At 49.5% G+C, this 20,879-nt stretch carries 19 protein-coding genes and 1 tRNA gene; 7 read left to right on the plus strand and 13 right to left on the minus strand.

The genetic code is table 11. The features are described from left to right. The first annotated feature begins 622 nt into the window (after nucleotides 1-622). Nucleotides 623-1,003, plus strand: a complete 381-nt coding sequence (locus ACKFKH_RS11490) for a hypothetical protein (protein WP_446858426.1) — start codon at nucleotides 623-625, stop codon at nucleotides 1,001-1,003. A 260-nt stretch (nucleotides 1,004-1,263) separates the two neighbouring features. On the opposite strand, the gene ACKFKH_RS11495 is transcribed toward ACKFKH_RS11490, so the two are convergent. The 6 genes from ACKFKH_RS11495 to ACKFKH_RS11520 all read right to left on the minus strand — a co-directional run bounded on the left by ACKFKH_RS11495 (nucleotide 1,264) and on the right by ACKFKH_RS11520 (nucleotide 8,160). Beyond that, a complete protein-coding gene (locus tag ACKFKH_RS11495; RefSeq protein ID WP_446858427.1) occupies nucleotides 1,264-2,451 on the minus strand; it encodes a methyltransferase domain-containing protein in 1,188 nt (395 codons plus the stop codon). A 512-nt stretch (nucleotides 2,452-2,963) separates the two neighbouring features. Beyond that, on the minus strand, nucleotides 2,964-3,263 hold the full coding sequence (locus ACKFKH_RS11500; protein ID WP_446858428.1) for a ferredoxin: 300 nt from the start codon (nucleotides 3,261-3,263) through the stop codon (nucleotides 2,964-2,966). Between the two features lie 264 nt (nucleotides 3,264-3,527). Next, the gene (gene pip / locus ACKFKH_RS11505) at nucleotides 3,528-4,475 is read right to left on the minus strand and encodes a prolyl aminopeptidase (protein ID WP_446858429.1); all 948 of its coding nucleotides are present in this window, start codon (nucleotides 4,473-4,475) and stop codon (nucleotides 3,528-3,530) included. Nucleotides 4,476-4,691: 216 nt separating this feature from the next. Further along, nucleotides 4,692-5,828 carry an ABC transporter permease gene (locus ACKFKH_RS11510; RefSeq protein ID WP_446858430.1) on the minus strand — a complete coding sequence of 379 codons (1,137 nt, stop codon included), beginning with the start codon at nucleotides 5,826-5,828 and terminating at the stop codon, nucleotides 4,692-4,694. Between the two features lie 29 nt (nucleotides 5,829-5,857). Next, nucleotides 5,858-7,003, minus strand: a complete 1,146-nt coding sequence (locus ACKFKH_RS11515) for an AI-2E family transporter (RefSeq protein ID WP_446858431.1) — start codon at nucleotides 7,001-7,003, stop codon at nucleotides 5,858-5,860. A gap of 320 nt (nucleotides 7,004-7,323) precedes the next feature. Further along, nucleotides 7,324-8,160, minus strand: coding sequence for an Npun_R2479 family HD domain-containing metalloprotein (locus ACKFKH_RS11520; protein ID WP_446858432.1), 837 nt, complete (start codon nucleotides 8,158-8,160; stop codon nucleotides 7,324-7,326). A gap of 426 nt (nucleotides 8,161-8,586) precedes the next feature. On the opposite strand from ACKFKH_RS11520, the gene ACKFKH_RS11525 reads away from it, so the two are divergent. The 5 genes from ACKFKH_RS11525 (at nucleotide 8,587) to ACKFKH_RS11545 (ending at nucleotide 11,574) form a co-directional block, all read left to right on the plus strand. Beyond that, the gene (locus ACKFKH_RS11525) at nucleotides 8,587-8,784 is read left to right on the plus strand and encodes a hypothetical protein (protein ID WP_446858433.1); all 198 of its coding nucleotides are present in this window, start codon (nucleotides 8,587-8,589) and stop codon (nucleotides 8,782-8,784) included. Next, nucleotides 8,759-8,829 (plus strand) — tRNA-Gly (locus tag ACKFKH_RS11530). The genes ACKFKH_RS11525 and ACKFKH_RS11530 overlap by 26 nt, the downstream gene beginning before the upstream one ends. A 100-nt stretch (nucleotides 8,830-8,929) precedes the next feature. Continuing rightward, nucleotides 8,930-9,517 (plus strand): Uma2 family endonuclease, encoded by a 588-nt coding sequence (locus ACKFKH_RS11535; protein WP_446858434.1) that lies wholly within the window; start codon nucleotides 8,930-8,932, stop codon nucleotides 9,515-9,517. A gap of 210 nt (nucleotides 9,518-9,727) precedes the next feature. Continuing rightward, the gene (locus ACKFKH_RS11540) at nucleotides 9,728-10,747 is read left to right on the plus strand and encodes a 30S ribosomal protein S1 (protein ID WP_446858435.1); all 1,020 of its coding nucleotides are present in this window, start codon (nucleotides 9,728-9,730) and stop codon (nucleotides 10,745-10,747) included. An 86-nt stretch (nucleotides 10,748-10,833) separates the two neighbouring features. Next, on the plus strand, nucleotides 10,834-11,574 hold the full coding sequence (locus ACKFKH_RS11545; protein WP_446858436.1) for an HAD family hydrolase: 741 nt from the start codon (nucleotides 10,834-10,836) through the stop codon (nucleotides 11,572-11,574). Here the strand turns inward: ACKFKH_RS11545 and ACKFKH_RS11550 are convergent. The 3 genes from ACKFKH_RS11550 to xylB form a co-directional block, all read right to left on the minus strand. Beyond that, nucleotides 11,559-12,005, minus strand: a complete 447-nt coding sequence (locus ACKFKH_RS11550; protein ID WP_446858437.1) for a response regulator — start codon at nucleotides 12,003-12,005, stop codon at nucleotides 11,559-11,561. The genes ACKFKH_RS11545 and ACKFKH_RS11550 overlap by 16 nt on opposite strands. 425 nt (nucleotides 12,006-12,430) lie before the next feature. Further along, on the minus strand, nucleotides 12,431-13,087 hold the full coding sequence (locus ACKFKH_RS11555) for a CAP domain-containing protein (protein ID WP_446858438.1): 657 nt from the start codon (nucleotides 13,085-13,087) through the stop codon (nucleotides 12,431-12,433). A gap of 371 nt (nucleotides 13,088-13,458) precedes the next feature. After that, the gene (gene xylB, locus ACKFKH_RS11560) at nucleotides 13,459-14,907 is read right to left on the minus strand and encodes a xylulokinase (RefSeq protein WP_446858439.1); all 1,449 of its coding nucleotides are present in this window, start codon (nucleotides 14,905-14,907) and stop codon (nucleotides 13,459-13,461) included. Between the two features lie 200 nt (nucleotides 14,908-15,107). Between xylB and rbsK the strand changes: the two genes are divergently transcribed. Beyond that, on the plus strand, nucleotides 15,108-16,034 hold the full coding sequence (gene rbsK, locus ACKFKH_RS11565; RefSeq protein WP_446858440.1) for a ribokinase: 927 nt from the start codon (nucleotides 15,108-15,110) through the stop codon (nucleotides 16,032-16,034). Between the two features lie 165 nt (nucleotides 16,035-16,199). Here rbsK and nudC read toward each other — a convergent pair whose 3' ends face one another. The 4 genes from nudC to ACKFKH_RS11585 all read right to left on the minus strand — a co-directional run bounded on the left by nudC (nucleotide 16,200) and on the right by ACKFKH_RS11585 (nucleotide 20,461). After that, a complete protein-coding gene (nudC, locus tag ACKFKH_RS11570) occupies nucleotides 16,200-17,012 on the minus strand; it encodes an NAD(+) diphosphatase (RefSeq protein WP_446858441.1) in 813 nt (270 codons plus the stop codon). A gap of 179 nt (nucleotides 17,013-17,191) precedes the next feature. After that, entirely contained in the window at nucleotides 17,192-18,382 is a 1,191-nt protein-coding gene (locus tag ACKFKH_RS11575; protein WP_446858442.1) for an MFS transporter, read from the minus strand. 114 nt (nucleotides 18,383-18,496) lie between these two features. Continuing rightward, nucleotides 18,497-19,996, minus strand: a complete 1,500-nt coding sequence (locus ACKFKH_RS11580) for an alpha/beta fold hydrolase (RefSeq protein WP_446858443.1) — start codon at nucleotides 19,994-19,996, stop codon at nucleotides 18,497-18,499. A gap of 87 nt (nucleotides 19,997-20,083) precedes the next feature. Then, complete coding sequence (locus ACKFKH_RS11585) at nucleotides 20,084-20,461, minus strand: hypothetical protein (RefSeq protein WP_446858444.1); 378 nt, start codon at nucleotides 20,459-20,461, stop codon at nucleotides 20,084-20,086. Nucleotides 20,462-20,879 lie beyond the last annotated feature (418 nt).

The raw sequence follows: 20,879 nt of genomic DNA on the forward strand, positions 1-20,879 counted from the left end.
AGAGAAGATTAAAAATAGGTTGGGCAATGTATTTCTATAATTTCTATACAAATGCTCGAAAGGTGTAGATGAACTTTATATCAAGCGTTACCCTCCAGGAATACCAAATTAAATAACCATCAATGTTGTAGCTGCGTCTATTCAGCGATCGCTTCCACCCTACTAATTGCACAAAATAAATCAGCTTGACTAATGTTCATTACTCTAGCCTAGAGAACTTAAATTCGTCACTTATATAGAGTCATATAGATTAATCAGTTTGATGGTAATCAATGGTTTGGGCATCTAGCTTTTGGGCTACCAAAGGTCGTCTCTGAGGAATGGAAAACGCTTTTGTTACCTCACCCTTTAGGTCAAAAAGGTTGATTTAGAGAAATTTATCTGCAAGTCCTGTACCTAATGGATTGCTGATTTTCCCACTTTGGGGAGAGGAAGATATACCTTGATTTAACTAGTCTGACTAAAGTGCATAGATTTGGTAACTAACGATGCGTTTTAGATGTTATCTCTACCACGATCGTGACTAGATCTCAATGCAGGGGTTATCAGTATTGACCGTGCTGTAGAAGTACTAATTTCAAAGCTTTTAGTTGCACGTTACAAAAATCAAAGGAGATTGTAAATGAAAAGAATCATTGATGGATTGAAAAACGGCTCGACGATCGCAGTTCAGTCGCTTTTGACGATTGTCTTGGCTGTAGCGCTGTTGGTTTCTCCCGTGTTTCAGACCAGTTCGGCTCAGGCTACGCCTCAAGTGACGGGCGATCGCGCAACCGATAAAATGATCCAAAAGATCCAGCAAGATGCTGAAGATCTGGGAGACAGCCCCGATCGTCCGATCGGCCAAACTGGACTCAAAAACATCAAAAAGCTGGGCGAAAACATTAAAGAAACGGTTGATCTCAACGTCCGTCAAAAGGGTGCAATTTATAACCCCAACGAAGACAACAAGATCGAAGCCCTAAAGCAAGCGCAAAAGGAAACTGAAAGAAACGCCAAGTAATTCAACGTCAGTTCGATGAGAGTGACTCGCTTCGTTTCGATCGGCTTCAGCCCCTAAATCCCCCAAAATTGTGGGACTTTGAACGAGAGATCTTGTCCAAAAGTCCCCCAGGATTGGGGGGTTGGGGGGCTGAAGTGCTGAATAACGGAGCGGAAAAACTCCACCGAATTCACGTTAATTCACACGTTAATTCAATTACAGAATTGCAGCTTCGACCACTTTTCTCAAGGCAGAGGGCGAGTGTTATCAATTTCTCTTCCCTAGCAGCAAGACCCTTTGCTTGCAATCGTTTCCTTACACCCCGAACCTTTTGTCTCACCAGGCTGACGAATTGCGTCTCGCGAACAGTCGTACACTTGCGCCGACGCTAACGGAATTTCTTGGTAAGGCGGCACTGCAATCAAATCGGCATGATAGGGACTGAGCGAATTGGTGTAAAGCTGAAAAGTTTTGTCACACACCGCCGATCGCTCTCCTCGATAAAAAGTGTGCCCATCGTCGTCCTGCACTGCCTTCCACGGCCCTTTGTAAATGACAGCTTGATTGCGCTCCCAGCAGTCTCCATCTTTGCCCTTAAAAGCTCGAACGGTGAGCGATCGAAACTCAATGCCATCGACCACTTGCCAGGGTTCGGTCTGACGGGTGAGAATCTCGATTCCGTGAAATCCAGCTTGCTCAAACATTTCCAAAAACTGATTTTCTCGAAAGGCTCCTGCGATACAGCCGCTCCATAGATCAGGATCATTCAAAATCGCTGGAGTCGGATCTTCATCACACACAATGTCAGAGATGACCGCCCGTCCGCCTCGCTTCAAAACACGATAGATCTCCCGAAAAAGCTGCTGTTTGTCTTGAGGACGCACCAGATTTAACACACAGTTAGAAATCACCACATCTACACGGTCACTCGCGATCAAAGGATCATTTTGGCGCAAGCGATCGCATTCCATTTCAAAATTTGCAACCTGGGCGATCGTGGCGATCGGATGCTGATCTAACCAGGCTTGAGCGACATCGAGATCAAGCGCCAAATCTTGAATCTTACCTTTGACAAACTGCACATTTTGATAGCCCAAAGTCTGTCCAATCTGATCGAGATATTTGCGCGACAGGCTCAACATTTCATCATTAAAATCAACGCCAATCACCCGCCCCGCTGCACCGACTTTTTGCGCCAGAATATAGCAATTTTTCCCAGCGCCCGATCCCAAATCAACAACCGTTTCGCCCTCATTCACATAGCGAGTCGGATCGCCACAGCCATAATCTTTTTCGACGATTTCTTGAGGCAAGATTTTGAGCAGGCGATCGTCATACCCATCCGTCGGACAGCAGAGCGCCGCTTGAGGTTGACGGGCACCCGCTTCATACCGTTCTAGTACAGCTTGTTCAACATCATAATCCAGGGGTGTCATTCCCGTTTGAGCGTTTGTCGCAGTTTCAGTCATGGTTGCATTTCCTTTATCTAAGTTAAAGCACTCATTTAGTGTAGTGGTTTGCATTGTTAGAAAGGAAACCCCGACCGTCTAACATCGTTTTGCTTGGGATCAAGCATTAAATAAACGTGAATTCGACGAAATACTTCGCTCCGACTGCAAATCCGGGAACGCCCCCTAAATCCCCCACAGGTGAGGGACTTTGAACTGGAATTCTTGTCTTAAAGTCCCCCAAAATTGGGGGGTTGGGGGGCAGAAGTGCAAAATAACGAAGCGAAAAATCCTATCGAACTGACGTTAAATAACATCGATAACGTTTAAAGAAGATACAACAAAGCAGAAGCACCGACCCCTTGCGGGTAACTCAAAGAGATCAGCACTTCTGCAATTCGCAAAGAACTTAAGGGTTAAATGATTTGACTACTCCATCGTGAAGTAGCGAAAGGATTCAACAATCCAAAAACTTCTCTTAAAGACAGAGAAAACGTGAGGAGCAGCAAAGTCCTCTGTTTTGAGAGAAGAATTTAGTAAAGTTCTTCTTCCTGGTGGGTCATGATCGTGCAATCAGAGGTGGGGTAAGCCACACACGTCAGCACATAGCCTGCCTCGATTTGGTCGTCATCCAAGAAAGACTGATCCGACTGATCAACCGTACCCGCCGTGATCTTACCTGCACAGGTCGAGCAAGCACCCGCACGGCAAGAATAAGGGAGATCCAAACCCTGCTCTTCAGCAGCATCCAGAATGTACTCGTCTTCGGGAACGTCGATCGTCGTGTTCAGCCCTTCGGCCTCATTAATGAGCGTGACTTTAAAACTAGCCATCCGGTGATCCTCTCTATAGTGGAAACGGCACTTAAGCCATCTGAAAGCATAACTTCTGCGTTACCTACTAAAGGCTTGCTTGTTGAGTCAGCTTCAATTCTGATACTACGGGAAAACTTTCGCTTTAAACCCTCCATTTACCGTTGCAGTGAACGGGATTCGTAATAAAAAGTGCTCATTTAATCTACTTATACTTATGGGACGAAGAGAGTAAGGGGTGAGGGAGGGCTTTGCCCCGCATTTGCGAGGAGGCGTGGGGGGGGTTTAGATAATGGCGAAGCGGTCTGTTGCGTCAATTAAGGCACTGCGAATTCCTGGCTCTGTCATTGAGTGACCTGCGTCCGAGACGACGATGAAATCCGCGTGGGGAAGGGTTTTGTGGAGATCCCAGGCAGAAATCATTGGGCAGACGACATCATAGCGACCCTGGACAATGACAATCGGCAACGCCTGAAGACGATCGCTGTTTTGCAAAAGTTGGTCATCAAAGTCAAAAAACCCTTTGTTGATAAAGTAGTGGCACTCAATGCGGGCAAACGCTTCGGCAAACTCATCTTTGCCAAATCGATGCTGCAATTCTGGATCAGGAAGCAGTTTACTCGTGGTGCCTTCCCAAACCGACCAGGCGCGAGCCGCTTCTCGCCGAATCATCCCGTCCTCACTGGTCAAGCGTTGATAATAAGCAGAGAGTAAGTCTCCCCGCTCACCTAAAGAAATCGGCTCCAAATACTTCTCCCAGGCATCGGGAAACAGATAACTCGCCCCTTCTTGATAAAACCAGAGAATTTCTTTACGCCTTAGCAAAAAGATGCCTCTCAGGATCAAGCCCAGACAGCGATCGGGGTGCGTTTGACTATAAGCCAACGACAACGTACTGCCCCAACTGCCCCCAAACACGACCCATTGGGAGATTTGAAGACGCGATCGCAGCCTCTCAATATCGCGCACCAGATCCCAGGTTGTGTTTTCCCGCAGTTCTGCATGAGGCGTACTTTTACCACAGCCTCTCTGATCAAAAATCACAATCCGCCACCGCTGCGGATCAAAATATTGCCGATACAAAGGAATACTGCCCCCTCCCGGGCCGCCATGCAGCAACACAACAGGCTTGCCATCCGGGTTGCCCGACTGCTCAAAATAGAGCGTATGCAGGTCAGAGACTTGAAGCATCCCCGTGTCGTAGGGTTCGATCGGGGGATAAAGTTCGCGCATAAGACAGCCCTGAATTCTAGACAACTGATCTTATTCTCATCCTCTCGCGAAGCGTGCCGCCAGCGGCAACCCCTCATCTACGTTTCAGTCCTTTCAGCCCCCTAAATCCCCAATCTGGGGGACTTTGAACTGGGACATTTAATTTACTCAAAGTCCCCCAATTTGGGGGGATTTAGGGGGCGAAGATCTCAGCGACGCATGGGATACTCCCGCTTCTTACCGCCGCAAACTCCGTGGATCAAGCGCATCTCTCAAGCCGTCTCCCAACAGGTTAAAGGCCAAGACCGTGAGAATAATCAACAAAGCAGGCGGCCAAATCAGCCAGGGTTGCAGCACAATAATCGAAGCGTTAGTCGCCAGTGATAGCATATTTCCCCAGGACGGATCGGGCTGCTGAATGCCCAACCCAATCAAACTCAAAACCGACTCCGCCACAATAAAACTCGGAACCGACAGCGTAGCCGAGATGATTACATAGGTCGCCGTCTGCGGTAAAACGTGGCGAATGATGATGTAGAGCGGCTTTCCTCCCATGGCCCGGGCCGCCTGCACAAACTCTCGCTCCTTAATCGACAAGACCTGACCACGAATCACTCGCGCCAAACCCGCCCATCGAATAAAAGAAGTAATGAGAATAATCAGCAAAAATCGTTGTCCGCTAGACAGTCCCACCGGAAGCACTGCCGCCAGCGCAATCAATAAGTAGATATCTGGAATCGTCATCAACACTTCAACCAGGCGCATCAAAACGCTGTCGATCGCTCCCCCAAAGTAGCCAGAGATCCCCCCCACCAACATCCCCAACGGAAAGGACAGCGCGATGCCGATCAGTCCAATACTGAGGCTAATCCGGCCGCCATGCACCAGACGACTAAATTGATCCCGCGCCTGCTCATCGGTGCCAAGTAGATTAAACTTTGCGCCGCCATCTGTCCCAAACAAATGCAGGTTGCCAGGAATGCCAGAAAATAGCTCGATTTCGTCAAATTTGGGATCGCTGAACGAAAAGCGAGTCGGCAACGGTAATTTGACTTGAAGGAATCGGTACTCGTCGCCCTGCACAAATAACCTCAGCCCAGAGGGTTTGGAGCGATCGACCTTCAAAGCCCGATCGCCCGTCTGCAAATCGACTGCGCCCTGAGTGGTGGGATAGACGTGAGGGCCAATAAATTTACCCGATTGGTCAGTCCAATACACTTGACTCGGCGGCAAGAGTGCCCCATCCGTCTGCGAAACGTAGGGATCATAAGGGGCTACAAATTCTGCTGCAATCACGGCTAGATAAAACACCAGCAGCAGCACGCCTCCAAACTTGGCGAGAGAATTCTTTTTGAGTCTTTTCCACCAATCCATAGCGTGTCAGAAGTAAGGGTTTTGAGAATTTACTGCTCGCGGCTAGAAACGATAACGCGATCGTCCTCTTCGTCAGAATCAACCGACAGGATGGGTTCCAGAATACTATTTTCCACAGCTTCTGAGAAGATCGAGCCACTTTGAGGCGGCAGCATGGGATTCATAATAATCTCAACGATCGTTCTCACTACACTGGTCAACGGAATCGCCAAAATAACACCCAGCAGTCCGGCAACTCTCGCACCCACCAATAGAGAAGTCAAGATAATGACGGGACTCAGCCCGGTGAGGTTGCCCATAATTCGAGGCGCGATCAGGTTGTCTTTGACCTGCTGAAGGGCGATCGCTGCCCCCAACGCTTGCAGAGCCAGCCACCAGTCGATAAAGGCGATGACGATACAAACGGTGGCAATCCCCAAACTTGCTCCAATAAAAGGAATCACCTCCATCACGCCAATAAAGACCGCAAACAGCAAAAAGAACGGCACCCTCAGCCACCAAAACGCCAGCGACAGGGTAACCGCCATAAACAAACCCAAGAGCAACTGCCCAGAAGCAAATCGCTGCAAACTATCTCTCAGAGATTCCGTCAGGCGTTCTCGAATCGGAGCAGAAAAAATGCTGGTGAGTCCTTTCCAAATTTTCTCGCCGTCCAACAACAGATAGAAGGAGATCACCAAAATTAGAATCAGATCCAACACCCAGTTGAAGGTGCCCAGAACCAGGCCAATTCCTGTGGAAGCGATCGTTTTTACCTGTCCCTGTACCTGAGCAGAAAGCTGTTGCTCAAAAAATGAGAGATCGAATCCTAAGTGACGCGCCTGACTCCAACTTTGTAGCTCGTTTAGCTGCTGTTGACCCGATTCGACCAGTCCCGGCAGGTTGGTGACGAGTTGTTGTGCCTGAGTGAAAATGCGAGGGGCGATCGTCAGTCCGGCCAGTCCCAAAACGAGCGCGGCGACGAGGTAAACAACAGCGGCCGCAATTCCACGAGGTAAAACGGGGCGAAGGCGATCGACCGCATAATTGAGCAAAAAGGCAATCAAGCCAGCCGTGACCAAAACGCTAATCAGTTCGCCAAAGTAAGTTAGCGCATTCAGCGTCAACCATCCTGTGACCAAAATCAGCAGCCAGGTGATCAAAAACTGTTGAATGGGGGAGAAAAAGCGATCCATGAGCAGCTTGGGGGCGAGGGTCAATCCGTTTATCGAGAATTTGGGTAAAAACCCCGTCCTTCTGGGACGGCTTTACCGATATTTTTGCTAAAATAGCAATAAGTCGCCACAGGGCATTGGGAGACTTTAAACGGACGTGGAGGGATGGTAAGACTACTTCGGTAGCGCATCTCAGTGAAGCGTCAAGGAATCCTCGATCCTTTAGAACGAGGAGGTATGTCAACAACGTTAACTGATTGTGGGACAGGCTAAATGCAGAACGATCGCTGCTCTGGCTGTCCCGCCCTCATCGTCTGCTTTCATCCTAGATTATTCGTCGATTATTCGTCCGGCTTTTCGTGTTCGACGACAAACACATTGGAATATAGATTGGCAATAATTTGTTTGCCCTGCTGAGTCAGTGAGAGATAGTACAACGCATCTTTGACATAGGGATAAACGCCATGCCAATAAAACTTGGGATAGTTGCGGCGCAGATCGCCAGGGTGACGATATCCCAGAGCTTGATTAACGCCTGTTTCTTCAAACTCGTAGTAGAGGGCGCTGATTTTTTTGAGATAGCGAGGGTCACTGAGTTGTCCGATTAAATCAGACGCGCGAATTAAACCGGGGTAGTTAACAGTGTCTTGGTGATCTTCGGCAGCGGGGACGGGGAAGCGGGTCAGCTCAATATTGCGTTTGACCAATTCGGCATCAATCAGCTTGTGCCCACCAAATCGTTCATCAACAAAAAGTTTGGCGCGATCGACGTGGTAAGGAGTCAAAGCGGCATCAGAGGCACCAGGCGCTAAGGAGACCATTTTGCCATCTCTTCCGGTGGAGTAGGTTCGCCCATGATCTTGACGACAAACGCCTTTGACGTAGCCAATGTCATGACAAACGAGCGAAATGATGAAGTGGAGCCAATCTTCACACGAGACTCCGCCTTCTCGAATATGGCGACCCCGCAAAATTTCTTGACCCACGAGGGTGACTAAAATCGAATGTTCGACGTTGTGATAGAGCGCATCACTGTTAGCAATATTCTCCATTGCCATTGAGCCGACCCAGCCGATAATGTCTTCGTAGTCAGACTTCCAACCGCCGTAGGTGCGACGATAGCCATCTTTGAGCTTGTTAACAAAATCATCAATCAGGAGTTCTGTGGCGTTAAACATGGCGGGGCTGTTGACTCGGTTGGGCAAGCGATCGGGTAACTCATCTTAGTCTTCCCTTTATTTTGATAACTTCCGCGCATTTTGGGGAGGGAGAAAAACACAGAATTTGAGCGAAATTGATTCTAAACATCCTCCAACCGATTCACCCGATCGCAGGATGCCAACTGATTCGATAGAGCTTATTGTAAAGTAATTCCCTGAACTGACTGACTCGGCTAACCCTTCAAAAAAGTTGTAAATTCTCTATGGAACAATTTTGGTGAGAACAATTTTGTAAGTCCTAAATTGACGATCGCATGACAAATTCAACGTGACAAATCAAAATTTGGAAAACGATAGAAATTCCAAGGCAATAAGTTCTGGCTGACTAATCAAAGTCCTAGATCGAAAGTGCATTTGAGAATTGTTCACAAATTTGATCGAGCAGTGGTCTCTAGTACGTTGTGGGTAGCGATCGCGATCTATTTTTTGTTTTTGGCGAAACTGGCGATCAACGGTGGTTACTACGATGACATTGCCGCTGTCATTAATTTCAACACTCATCACGGCAAGCACGAAACGATACGCCAAAGTAGCTATACAATAGTGAGAAGCGATCGCGGGTATAGTTTAGTGGCAAAATGAATGCTTCCCAAGCATTAGTTGCGAGTTCGATTCTCGCTACCCGCTTAGGTTCTGACTGAGTACAGCCTTTGATTTTGAGTAACACTTCTCCAACGTAAAGTTCTCCAACGTAGAGTGACCTTCGCAAGTACCAGGAGCGATCGAGATGACCCTCGCCACCCAACAGCGCCTCAGTTTCGAGGATTATCTTAAATACGACGATGGCACTGACACCCGCTATGAACTGGTCAATGGAGAACTGATTCCGATGAGTCTTGGTAGCGGACAACATGGAGAAGTCATTCACTTTATTGAGAAGCAGTTGAGTGCAGAAATTGAGCGATCGAGTTTGCCCTGGGTCGCACGTCAGGCAGTCATTGGCATTCGGATTCCCCGTGGCTACCGATGGGATACGTCTCGAATTCCTGATGTAACCGTGATTCCATTAGAACAGTGGCAAACTTTACGTAACCGTGAGGCCGTGATCGAGCTAAACGAAGCGGCCCCCTTACTGGTAGTAGAAGTGGTCAGTGAATCAACCAAAACCGTTGACTATCGAGCAAAACGGCTGGAATACAACTTTCGCGACATTCCAGAATATTGGGTGGTCGATCCTCTAGAGAGCAAAATCACTGTCTTCACACTGGTCGAGGAATTTTATGAGGGCAGTGAGTTTAGAGGCAACGATCGTATTCTCTCCGCTACTTTTCCAAAATTGACGCTGACGGTGGATGAGATTTTGACTGCGACATAGCCCCGTAATGTTTGCAAAAAGAAGTGAAAACTCTGGTGTGTAGAGAGAACCGGGGTGCGTTATGATAGTGCTTCTGAACTCTCGATCCGTCCAAACAAATCTCTTGCACTAAAATGTGAGAGAGGTGAGGTGTAGGCTGCACAATTTTGTGTGCATACGCATCGGCAGGAGGCGAACTTTTTACGGAGATACCACTGGGAAACTATTAGCATGGCCAATCAGAACACGTTAGCTATTGATGTCGGCTTTACTCACGAAGATTTTGCGGCGCTACTCGACAAATACGACTACCATTTCAGCCCTGGAGATGTGGTGGCTGGTACCGTGTTTAGTTTAGAGCCAAGAGGCGCTCTGATTGACATTGGGGCCAAAACGGCTGCCTATATTCCCATTCAGGAAATGTCGATTAACCGGATTGATAGCCCCGAAGAAGTGCTGCAATCCAACGAGACCCGCGAATTTTTCATCCTCGCAGACGAAAACGAAGATGGTCAACTCACCCTCTCGATTCGTCGGATCGAATACATGCGAGCATGGGAGCGAGTGCGCCAACTTCAAGCCGAAGATGCAACGGTGCGATCGATTGTCTTTGCCACAAACCGAGGCGGTGCCCTAGTGCGAATCGAAGGGCTACGGGGCTTTATCCCTGGTTCTCACATCAGCACCCGCAAGCCCAAAGAAGAACTCGTCAGCGAAGAGTTGCCTCTAAAGTTTTTAGAAGTGGACGAAGAGCGCAACCGTCTGGTTCTCAGCCATCGTCGTGCTTTGGTTGAGCGCAAGATGAATCGTCTGGAAGTGGGCGAAGTGGTGATCGGTACAGTGCGCGGCATCAAACCCTACGGTGCATTCATTGACATCGGCGGCGTGAGCGGTTTGCTACACATTTCTGAAATTTCTCACGATCACATCGACACGCCCCACAGCGTCTTCAACGTCAACGACGAAGTGAAGGTGATGATTATCGATCTCGATGCAGAGCGCGGTCGGATTTCGCTTTCGACTAAGCAGCTTGAGCCAGAACCCGGTGATATGGTGAAAAACCCCACCGTAGTTTACGAGAAGGCTGAGGAAATGGCTGCTAAATATCGTGAACAGATGCAAATCAATCAACAAGGTGGTGCGGCTCCAGTAGCGGCGATCGAGGTAGCCGTTGAACCCCCTATCGACGTTGAAGTGCCTGATGCAGTTGAAGAAATTGAAGATCTGCCTCCAGCGACTGAAGAAGAATAAGGCAGGCGTTTGATTTGAGACTTTAGAGACGGGGGAGCAATCCCTCTTTTTTTTGACCGTTTTTTGACTAATTTTGGGGGTGAGTTTTGGCGATCGTTCACTGTGGGTCGAATGTGTTCTCGGATGTTCAGGCGATTTTGTTTGACAAAGATGGGACGCTGGCCGATTCTCAGCAGTTTCTCAAAGTTTTGGCAGAGCGGCGATCGCATCTGATCAACCTCCAGGTTCCCGATGTGCAGTCTGCTTTGTTGGAGGCGTTTGGTGTGCGTCAAGGTCAACTTGATCCCGCTGGACTGATGGCCGTCGGCACTCGACTCGAAAATGAAATCGCGGCGGCAGTCTGTATCGCCCAAACAGGACTGGACTGGATCGATTCTAAAACGATCGCGCAGTCTGTCTTTGAGGAAGCCGATCGCTCCTTGCCCCGCAAAGCGTCTTTAACTCCCCTGTTTGAAGGAGCGTTATTCTTGCTCAAGTCTTTGGCTGCTCTGGATCTCAGGCTGGGGATTCTCTCGGCTGACAGTGACGAAAATGTGCGGGATTTTGCCGACTATTCTGGAATTTCGCCCTATCTGCAATTACAAATGGGAACATCAGGCGGACTCAGTAAGCCCAACCCTCAACTGTTAAAAATGGCTTGCGAAGCTTTGAGCGTCTCCCCAGCGAATACGATCGTCATCGGAGATTCTCAAGCCGATATGCAGCTTGCCCGTCGAGGAGGCGCGATCGCTGCGATCGGGGTCACCTGGGGAGGAACCCGCCGAAATAGCCTCACTGATGCGAACGTCGTAGTTGATCAGTTTGACGAAATTCAAGCCTGGGCGTGAGTGCGTGACCTGTAGTAGTCAAAAAAATGTTGCTCAGAAGCTCTCTGGGGCTTGGGTGGCTCAGTGGCGCTTCTGGCAAACCCCTGAATTTTTTTAAACAACTCATCAAAGTCGATCGGCTTGCGAATCAGATCGTTGACCCCAATCTCAGAGTAGGGAAGGGTAGACAACTCATCGTGGGCAGTCATAAAGACGATCGGCACCCAGGAAGACTGGCGGATGCGCTGTGCGACCTGATAGCCGTTTAGCCCTGGCATCATAATGTCAAGCAGCACCAAATCTGGTGGAGAGGCTTGAAACTGATTTAAAGCGCTGGTGCCATCGGTAGCAGACTCGACGAGGTAGCCTTCTGTCTCTAAGACGGTTTGCAGCAGAAATAGATTATCTGCAACGTCGTCAACAATAAGAATTCGATAGCTGTGGGGTGGCATCGTTAAAAAAGATATTGAAAGGGGATAAGAACGAACCGTATTGTGTCTCTAACTAGGTATAGTTTTTATCTAAGCTGTAGATCTCTCACTCAAGGTAGATTTCAAGGCTCTGGCAAGAGATGTTTATCTTTTCTTAACAGTTTCTTTATCGGAATAAGTAATTTCACTCTTTCTTTGTCTGCTGCTTTTCAGGTCTCAGATTCAAAAGAGTATTTGTGATCATTGTTAGAAGTACGATCGTCTGTTAAACAAAATCGTTCTATGTAAATTTCAAGCATTGATGGTGCGTTTCACTAACTCAACACACCCTACCTGGTTAAATTTAGGGTTCTAATGAGATGTCAGAATTTCTGCTAAAAGATCCCCAACTTTTTGAAGAAGCCAGGGATCTCATATCAACTTTTTGAAGAAGTCTAGAGTTCAGTCTATTGTCCAGATCTTTTTATAGAAACTGTCTCAATCTTGGTTGGCAGTCCTGCGGGATCGGTATCTTGACCAAACCACATTACAGCGTAGTGTTTGTAGACAGCAACTCCTACAGCGTTCCACTTCATTGCTTTCCAGCGTTCTTGATTGAGCATCACATCATTGTGCGCGGTGTGATCTTGCCATCCCTTAAAGGCTTTCTCAGCGGTGACATTTTCTCCATAACTGATGTAGGCATTCTCAAACCCGTAGCTGGGATAAGCCGTTTTTAGCCGCTGTGGGGCTGACCACATACAAGGATAAGTTTGGGCATCGTGGGCATCAAAGGCGCAGTTGCTCCAGCTATGGGTGAGCTTGTCTAGATTTTCTGCAAGGTCTTGGGCGTGGCGGTTGGCAACCAATGTCAGGGACTTTGAGAGCGGAATCGGTGGCAAATTATGTTGCGCGCGGTACTGGTTGACCAACTGGTGGAGCTTGGCTTCTTCGGGTTCTAGATCATCGCCATCGCAAGCCGCCGCCAACAAAACTTTTTGCTTTTGGCACACTTCGCCTCCAGACTTTCGGGCAGTTACCTGCGCCGTAGTGGGGGAAATTAAAGCAATCGAAATTAGGGACGCAACGACCCCTGCGCCCGACCAATATTGGGTTAAATTCATGTCAATTTCCGGGTAGTGACAACAGCAGTCAGAGGGCGACTCACTTCATCAGTTCTGATTGAGAAGCGATGCTGTTAGACGATCGGGAAACACACTGCAAGAAGAGAATTCCAACCGCATTTTTTCCGAAGTCAGTGATAATGTCAACCTCTGTTTCTACGTCTGAAGTTTTCCCCGGAACGGCGGAAACTAACGGTTTTTAGGTGGCTTTGAGAGAATTAGGAATTACTACGGACTATATTTTTATCAACAAATGTTGATACTGTGCGGACACACTTCATCTAAACTTTGCAATTGCTGAAAGATACATTTTTTCTCACGATCGTCAACCACGAGATCTACATTCAGGCAGACGACAAATCCTCGACAGGCTACTGGTTTTCTAATCTCCAGTCTCGTAACGAGGGATACAGCGACTCATATCGATGCCAGGCAGCTTCTAACTCAGAGTTTGGCGGTTGGGGAAGAATTTCTTCAAGAGCAACCACCATTTTTGGAACCGTGGCAAAGGTGTAAGTTCCAGTTCCCAGCCCTGCGAGAATGGCCGCTCCTCGTGCAGAAGCTGCCGTAACGGTAACAGGGTGAAGGGGCAATTGCAGAATGTCAGCTAAAAGCTGTTTCCAGGCAGGCTCGATCGTGCCGCCTCCAGCCAGTCGTAGTGAAGTGGGTGTGATCCCTGTTTCTCGTAGTGCACGGAGTCCCTGACGCAGCGAAAAAGCGACCCCTTCTAAAGCAGCCCGCATCAGGTGCGATCGCGTGTGGTGCAAGCCCAGTCCAACCCAGCTTCCTCGCGCATGGGGATCAAGATGAGGCGTGCGCTCTCCGGTCAGGTAGGGTAAAAACGTCAGTCCTTCGCAGCCTGGAGACACCGTAAAAGCCTCTGCGTAAACTTCTGACCAACTCATGTTCAACAGATTTCGTACCCATTCCAGGGCGAGTCCGGCGTTTTGCAAAGCAGCCAGGGCATACCACTGATCAGGCAATGCCGATCGATAGAGATGCGTGTGGTAGTGGGGGTGGGGAATCGGCTCAGATCGCAGGGTGGCAATTTGGGCGGCGGTGCCGATCGTGAGTTGAACGATTCCAGGGTCGAGTAAGCCACTTCCCAATAAGGCGGCGGCGGTATCTGCGGCCCCTGAGATGACGGGAAGACCGATCGGCAAATTCAAAGATTCAGCGGCTGCGGGTGTGAGATAGCCTGCGATGTTGTGAGACGCGATCAAGGGGGGCAACCAGTCTGAGCGGAGGTTGAGTCGATCCAAAACTGAAGTAGACCAGCGATCGCTCAACACATCAAACAGCAGCGTTCCAGAAGCGTCTGAAGGTTCGGCGGTGGCGGTTCCCGTGAGGCGAAATCTCAGCCAGTCTTTGGGTTGGAAGGCCCAGCGAGCGATGGTGTACAGCGCAAATTCGTGTTTTTGTAGCCAGAGCAAACTGGTGCCAGCCATGCCTGTGGTGATGGGATTGGCGAGGCGATTTTGCAGGTCGAGGATCGCATGATATCGATACAACTGCTCACTCGCGCGCGTGTCTGCCCAAAGAATCGCAGGGTACAACGGCTGACTGTTGGCATCACTCAAAACGACTCCGTGCATCTGTCCCGATAGCCCGATCGCTTGAATCTGATTGCCCCGATTTTGAACGGCCTTTCTGACGGCGATCGCAACGGCTGACCACCAATCTTCGGGATTCGTTTCGGCCCATCCAGGGTGAGGCGCATTGACCAGATAGGGATGAGAAGACTGGGCGATCAAGGTGCCGTCGATCGTCATCAATAGCGCTTTGACTGAGCCTGTCCCCAAATCAATTCCTAACAGCATAATTTTGAGGGTGTGACATACTGATTTTGGGTATGGCTGAATAACAGTGAATCGTTGGGAAGCGAGATTTCTGGCGGCCCCCTAAATCCCCCACGAGTGAGGGACTTTGAAAGTCCGAGAGGCCTCCAGAAGGGGGATTGTGAGGCGAATTCAGACCATTGTTCAGCAACACCTAATTTTATTGTGGTTCAAAATTCGAGATGGCTGATCCGGTAATTGTATTTGGCAGCATCAATATGGATCTGGTTGCCAGAGTGCCTCGATTGCCAATTCCAGGAGAGACGCTTTTGGGACAGGGGTTTTCGACCGTTCCGGGTGGAAAGGGGGCGAATCAGGCAGTCGCGATCGTTCGCTTGGGAATTCCTGCAATCATGGTCGGACGAGTGGGCGGCGATCAGTTCGGAGAAAACTTATTGAATGGGTTGAAGGCAGCAAAAATTCAGACAGAAGATGTTTCAACGGATACTTCGGTGAGTTCTGGCATGGCGCTAATCGCAGTAGACGATCGCAGTGAAAACCAAATTATCGTGATTGCTGGCGCGAATGGGAACGTCAATGAAGAGGATGTTACTCGATTAATCCCTCATTTATCTCACGCAACGGCATTGTTATTACAGCTAGAGATCCCGATCGCAGCGGTAAAACTGGCAGCCCAAGCCGCAAAGAAAGCAGGCGTTACGGTAATTCTCGATCCGGCTCCTGCATCCGAAATTCCCCTTGATTTGTATCCTTTGATTGACATCATCACGCCCAACGCTGTGGAAGCGGAACAATTGGTAGGGTTTCCGATCGACAGCCCTTCTCTCACCTCTGAAGCAGCAAGCGTTCTGCAAAAACGAGGAGTCAAAACGGTGATTCTCAAACTGGGTGCCAAAGGTGGATTTTGTGCAACGTCAGAGGAGGCTTTCTTTTTTCCGGCTTTTGAGGTGGAGGCGATCGATACGGTCGCTGCGGGAGATGCCTTTAATGGAGGACTTGCCGCCGCCCTCGCCGAAGGTCATTCCATCCGAGAAGCCGTAACTTGGGGAGCCGCCACCGGAGCGCTATCGACGACAAAATCAGGGGCGCAGGGAGCATTGCCCGATCGGGAGGAGGTGATGAAGCTGATGGGAAGGGATGAGGGATGAGGGATGAGGGATGAGGGATGAGGGATGAGGGATGAGGGATTTTGGGCGTTGCTGAATCAGGGGATGAATTGCCCCAAAGCGGAGCGAAACCCAAGGTTCAAAGTCCCCCAATTTTGGGGGATTTAGGGGGCGAAGGATCTGTAGCATTAACAAATTGATTTGGTATCACTCCTCACTCCGCCAATAGTCAATGAGCTTACGCGCAATGCTGATTTTAGAAGGAATTTCTGGCAAGTTGTGTTTGTGAAACCAGGCGGCTTCGGCGATTTCTTTGGGGTCGATGATAATCTCACCACTGGCGTACGTTGCTGTGAATCCGATCATCAAGGAGTTGGGAAAAGCCCACGGCTGCGAACCAAAGTAGCGAATGTCTTTGATTTCGATTCCGACTTCTTCGCGAACTTCACGCACGACAGTTTCTTCGAGTGATTCACCCGGTTCGACAAAGCCTGCCAACACGCTGTACATGGACTTGCGAAATCGAGGCGCACGAGCCAGCAACACTTCTTGACCACGAGAAATCAACACAATAATCGCAGGAGATAGGCGCGGATAATTGACCAATCCACAAGCAGGACAACGTTTTGCCCGATCGCACTCAATCTGAATCATCGGAGTCGCACAGTGCCCACAATATTGATGAGTCCGATCCCATTCCATAATCTGCACGGCTCGACCTGCCAGCGAGAACAAATCTTCGTCCACCATTTCGTAGAGTTCGCGCAGTCCTTGAAAGGTTAGATCGGGGGGAGCAATGGTCGCTTTGTCGAGTTCCGCAGAGTAGCAGGGAGCGCCGTCTAGCGTTCCTAAAAACTGGGTGCGAATGGGTTTGAGTCCGATTTCGGTCAGATCTGTCAGCTTGGGAATTTCACTTGCCGTTTCTGTGAGATGTACCAGCAATTTGTTGCCTACAAACGCAAACCAGTAAGCAGGTTGAGAATCGGGGGGAGGCGTAGTGCCAGAGAGAAAAGTTCGCATGATTGTAGGAGTCGATCGCCCCTCATGGTAACACTGAGAAAATTCGTAAACTGGCGATTCAAATCGCGGCTATTAGAGCGAAGTCCACCTCCGTGGACTAGTTGGTACGATCGCTTCTTAGTGTGCAGAGGCATACTTTGTTTTGATAGCCGCGATTTGAATCGCCAAGCTGAGAGAATTTAGGCTTCACGTCTGTCTTTCTCACCACCTCGTGCTGACCCACGATGTATTACCACCATCAACACAGCCAGAGGCAACAGCGAGACGGGAATGGCTTCTAAGCCTGCACGATCGGCGACCCAACCCACCGCACTAGGAATGGCCGCTGCCCCAAGCGACGCAATACTTGCCAAAAACCCGATCGCTGCGGGAACGATCGACGCGGGAACTCGCTGCGGCATCAGCCAAATAATCGTCGGGAAAATAGCAGCCAGCGCAAATCCACTTAAAGGCAAACTCCACCCCTGATCGGGAAATTGCCACCAGGTCACTAAACCAATGATCAGTAAGGTGAGCGAAACGTCGATCGTGCGAATTGCCCCCCAATATCTCACCATCTGTCCCATTGCTAATCGTCCCATTGTCAGACCAAACCAATAGCCACTGACGCTATAGCCTGCGACCCAGGTGGGAATGTCTCGGCTGACGTGTTGAACGGTGTAAGCCCAACTGCCGATCGAAGCCTCTACCCCCGTGTAAATCAGCAGCATCAGAGCAGAGAGTAGCACGATCGGCATTCTTAGCGCACGACGTAGATTAGTTTTAGAATTGCTGGCAGCAACCGAAGAAGTCATCATCGGTTGATACTGGTGCAACACTGCCCAACTCATGCCAATGATTAACAAACTAACTAGAGATGCAATCACTAAATAAATCTGTCGCCACTGCAATCCCAATGCTAAAAGAGTCGTCGCGATCGTGGGCCCCAACAACGCCCCGATTCCATAAAAAGCGTGGAGCATTCCCATTAAGTTAGCGTTGCGCTGATTGCTGGCGATATAGGTGTTGATCCCTGCGTCGATCAGTCCGATTCCCAGTCCGAGAAGCAGTCCGACTGTGACCATGATGGGCCAATGAGTCGTAAAAGCGTAAAGGCTGAGGGCACTGGTGAGGGCGATCGCGGCCATCCAAATCATTTTCGCCAATCCCAATCGACTACTCAGTAAACTGCTGGTCAAGGCGGCGGTGATATAACCTGACATCTGACTGATAAAAAGCAGCGTTACGGTTGCGGGCGTTAGCTGATAAGTCGTGAGAATCGAGGGCAACAAAACGCCTAAGCCACCTTCTGCAATGCCGATCGCGATAAACGCATAAAACGAAAGGGCAACGCCAATCCAGGCAGGATAATTTGAACGAGATGTAGCCATGATCTTCTACACAGAGTAAGAATCTTCAAGGGGGTAGGGGGTAGTTCTTGATTGACCCCACACCCCACACCCCACACCCCACACCCCAGAACCCCGCACCCAAATTCTCATGAATCAAATAGGACTGCTATATGGTAGAAGTTTCTGTGTGGAGCGCGTTCTATCATCAGGCAGAGAGGGGAAAGCCAGCGCTAACAGCCACGCAAAAAACAACGCTGTGCCAATCGCATAGATCCACACGTCATTTAGTCGTCCGATTACGAAGGAGAATAATCCGAAGAATACGGGAAACAATGGCAGTAGAAGAAATATGAATCCTAGCTTTGGTAGAAAGACGATCGCTAGCGTGAATCCTGCCACCAGAGCCAAACTTTCGGTCAACCACCAGCCGACTCGTCCGATCGCGCTTCTCTGAGATTGAGCCATTCCCGATGCCAAAAACCAGGGAAAACAGGCCAGCGCGATCGGCAACCAAACCGCCAACCGAGTCGGAATTAGCCACCATTGCAGCCAAACCACTTGAGCCATCGCCCCAAACGCCACCCAAAGCAGCCCAAACAGCGCAAAACCCAGACCTAGTGACCGTCCGCTCAAACGTGGCCACCGAAATAGAATCGCTAACCACACCAATCCGGCAATCAAAAACCAAACGCCAACGGCACCCCCCACTTGAACGCCGCCCAAACTTTCTAAAGAGACGACGGGATCTAAAAGCTTCAATCCTAACGATGCCACGCCAGATGATGTCGCTAAACCGCCCCAGGTTTGCCACGGAGACAGCTTGAGATCCACCGTTTCTGACGCAAATTTAGAGGCAAGCAGTCCCAAAACAATCAGCCATCCGGTTAGATGGAGCGCGTACCAGATCATGCGGCGATCGACATAGCTACTCTCAATCTGTTGCCCAAAGGTCGCATCTAACCAGCGTAAGGCCGCCTGATGGCTGACGGCGTTAAACAAAATGGTGATGTGTTCGACATTGGGAACCGTGATCAGTTCTCGTGCTTTGCCTGCGGTAAATTGAGCGTTTTCGCCTCCGGCTGCTGTCAGCAATTTTTGGGTGTAGGGAGCTAATCGACCTTCCCAGGCTCCAATTTGCAGTTGCAGATTTTTGGGCGCGTTGGGGCTGACATTCTGAGCGGCAGGAGAAATGGCGATCGTCGCCGCAAATCGATCCACATCCTCAACGCCTGCTTGAATGACAACTGCACTGCCCATTGAGTGACCGAGTAGCGCCAGGCGATCGCGATTCACTTCAGGCTGTTCAATCAGCACATTGAGGGCAGTTTTCAGGTTTTGGGAGAGGTCAAATCTGGTGAGGGGGGCGGGGTTGGCTCCATGTCCATCAAAATCCCACAGCATTGTGGCATAGCCTGCATGAGCAAGTACATGCCCATAGCTCAACATCAGTTGTTTTGACCCCGCAAACCCATGAGCAATCAAGACTCCAGGCGCTTGTGTCGCTTGTTTGGGTGCCATATAGATCAGAGGAACGCCATCCCGCTCTAAAGAACGAACGACTAACCCCGATCGCGCCTCAACAATGCCCCACCACGAAGACAGAATGAGGGCGATCACCAACCCCAGCCAACCCCAGCGTTTTAACCAATTCATGAAGATTATTTGTGCAGTTGTTTTAGTTTAGCGAGTGATCAGCCGAGGACATTAGACCGGAGACTGAAGACCGGACTTAGACTATTCTCATCCCTCCTCGCGAAGCGGAACAAAGTTCTCCCTCATCTTCCGTCGCTGTCGAGTGAGGATGCTCATCACTTCGCCAAACGAGGGTGCAGGGAGTAGAGGACTCCAGTCTGTGGCATTCGCAAATCGTCGAACGTGCAGGTTTTGGATCGTCTCAGTTACGCCGTCAGAGGAACCGATAATTAACACGCGCAGGATTTCAAACTCATCAGAATGAGGAATCGCGACATCAGGTAAAAGATCCTGAAGCGGAACGCGAAGCGAAGTAATGGTGAAACGGGGAATGGAATCGGGAAGGAAACGGCGTTGAATCAATTCTAGGAATGCATAGGCAAAATCGCACAGCCAAAAGCCAGCGTTTAAAAGACGCTCTGCCATAGAAATACTCCAAAATTTAGGTCTCCGAAGAAACCCAAAAAACTAGCCGCCCCAAAGAGCAGAACAAATCGGAGCAGCCAAAGGAGTGATAAAATTCTCCATTAGCCCTCTTGACTGGCATCAGCAGTCTTGCGGGTTAGCTGCCCTTCGTTGGTTGCTACAACTTGGGGCGGCGACAGACTAGATTTTTTGGGCAGCCAGACAACTTTCCTGTGACGAAAAGATGTCCTTGATTTGAGAGAATATCTGGAATTTTGACTCACGTCAAGTAAATGTTGCAGGGCGTTGCCGAACAACTGGATCGGATGCCGATCGGTTTAGAATTGTGAATTAAATAAAATCGGGCGCTGCTGATCGGAGGGATAAATCTGTGGAAAGTGTCCATCTTTTCGCCCCCTAAATCCCCCAAAATTGGGGG

This window comes from Phormidesmis sp. 146-20 (genome assembly GCF_052939475.1).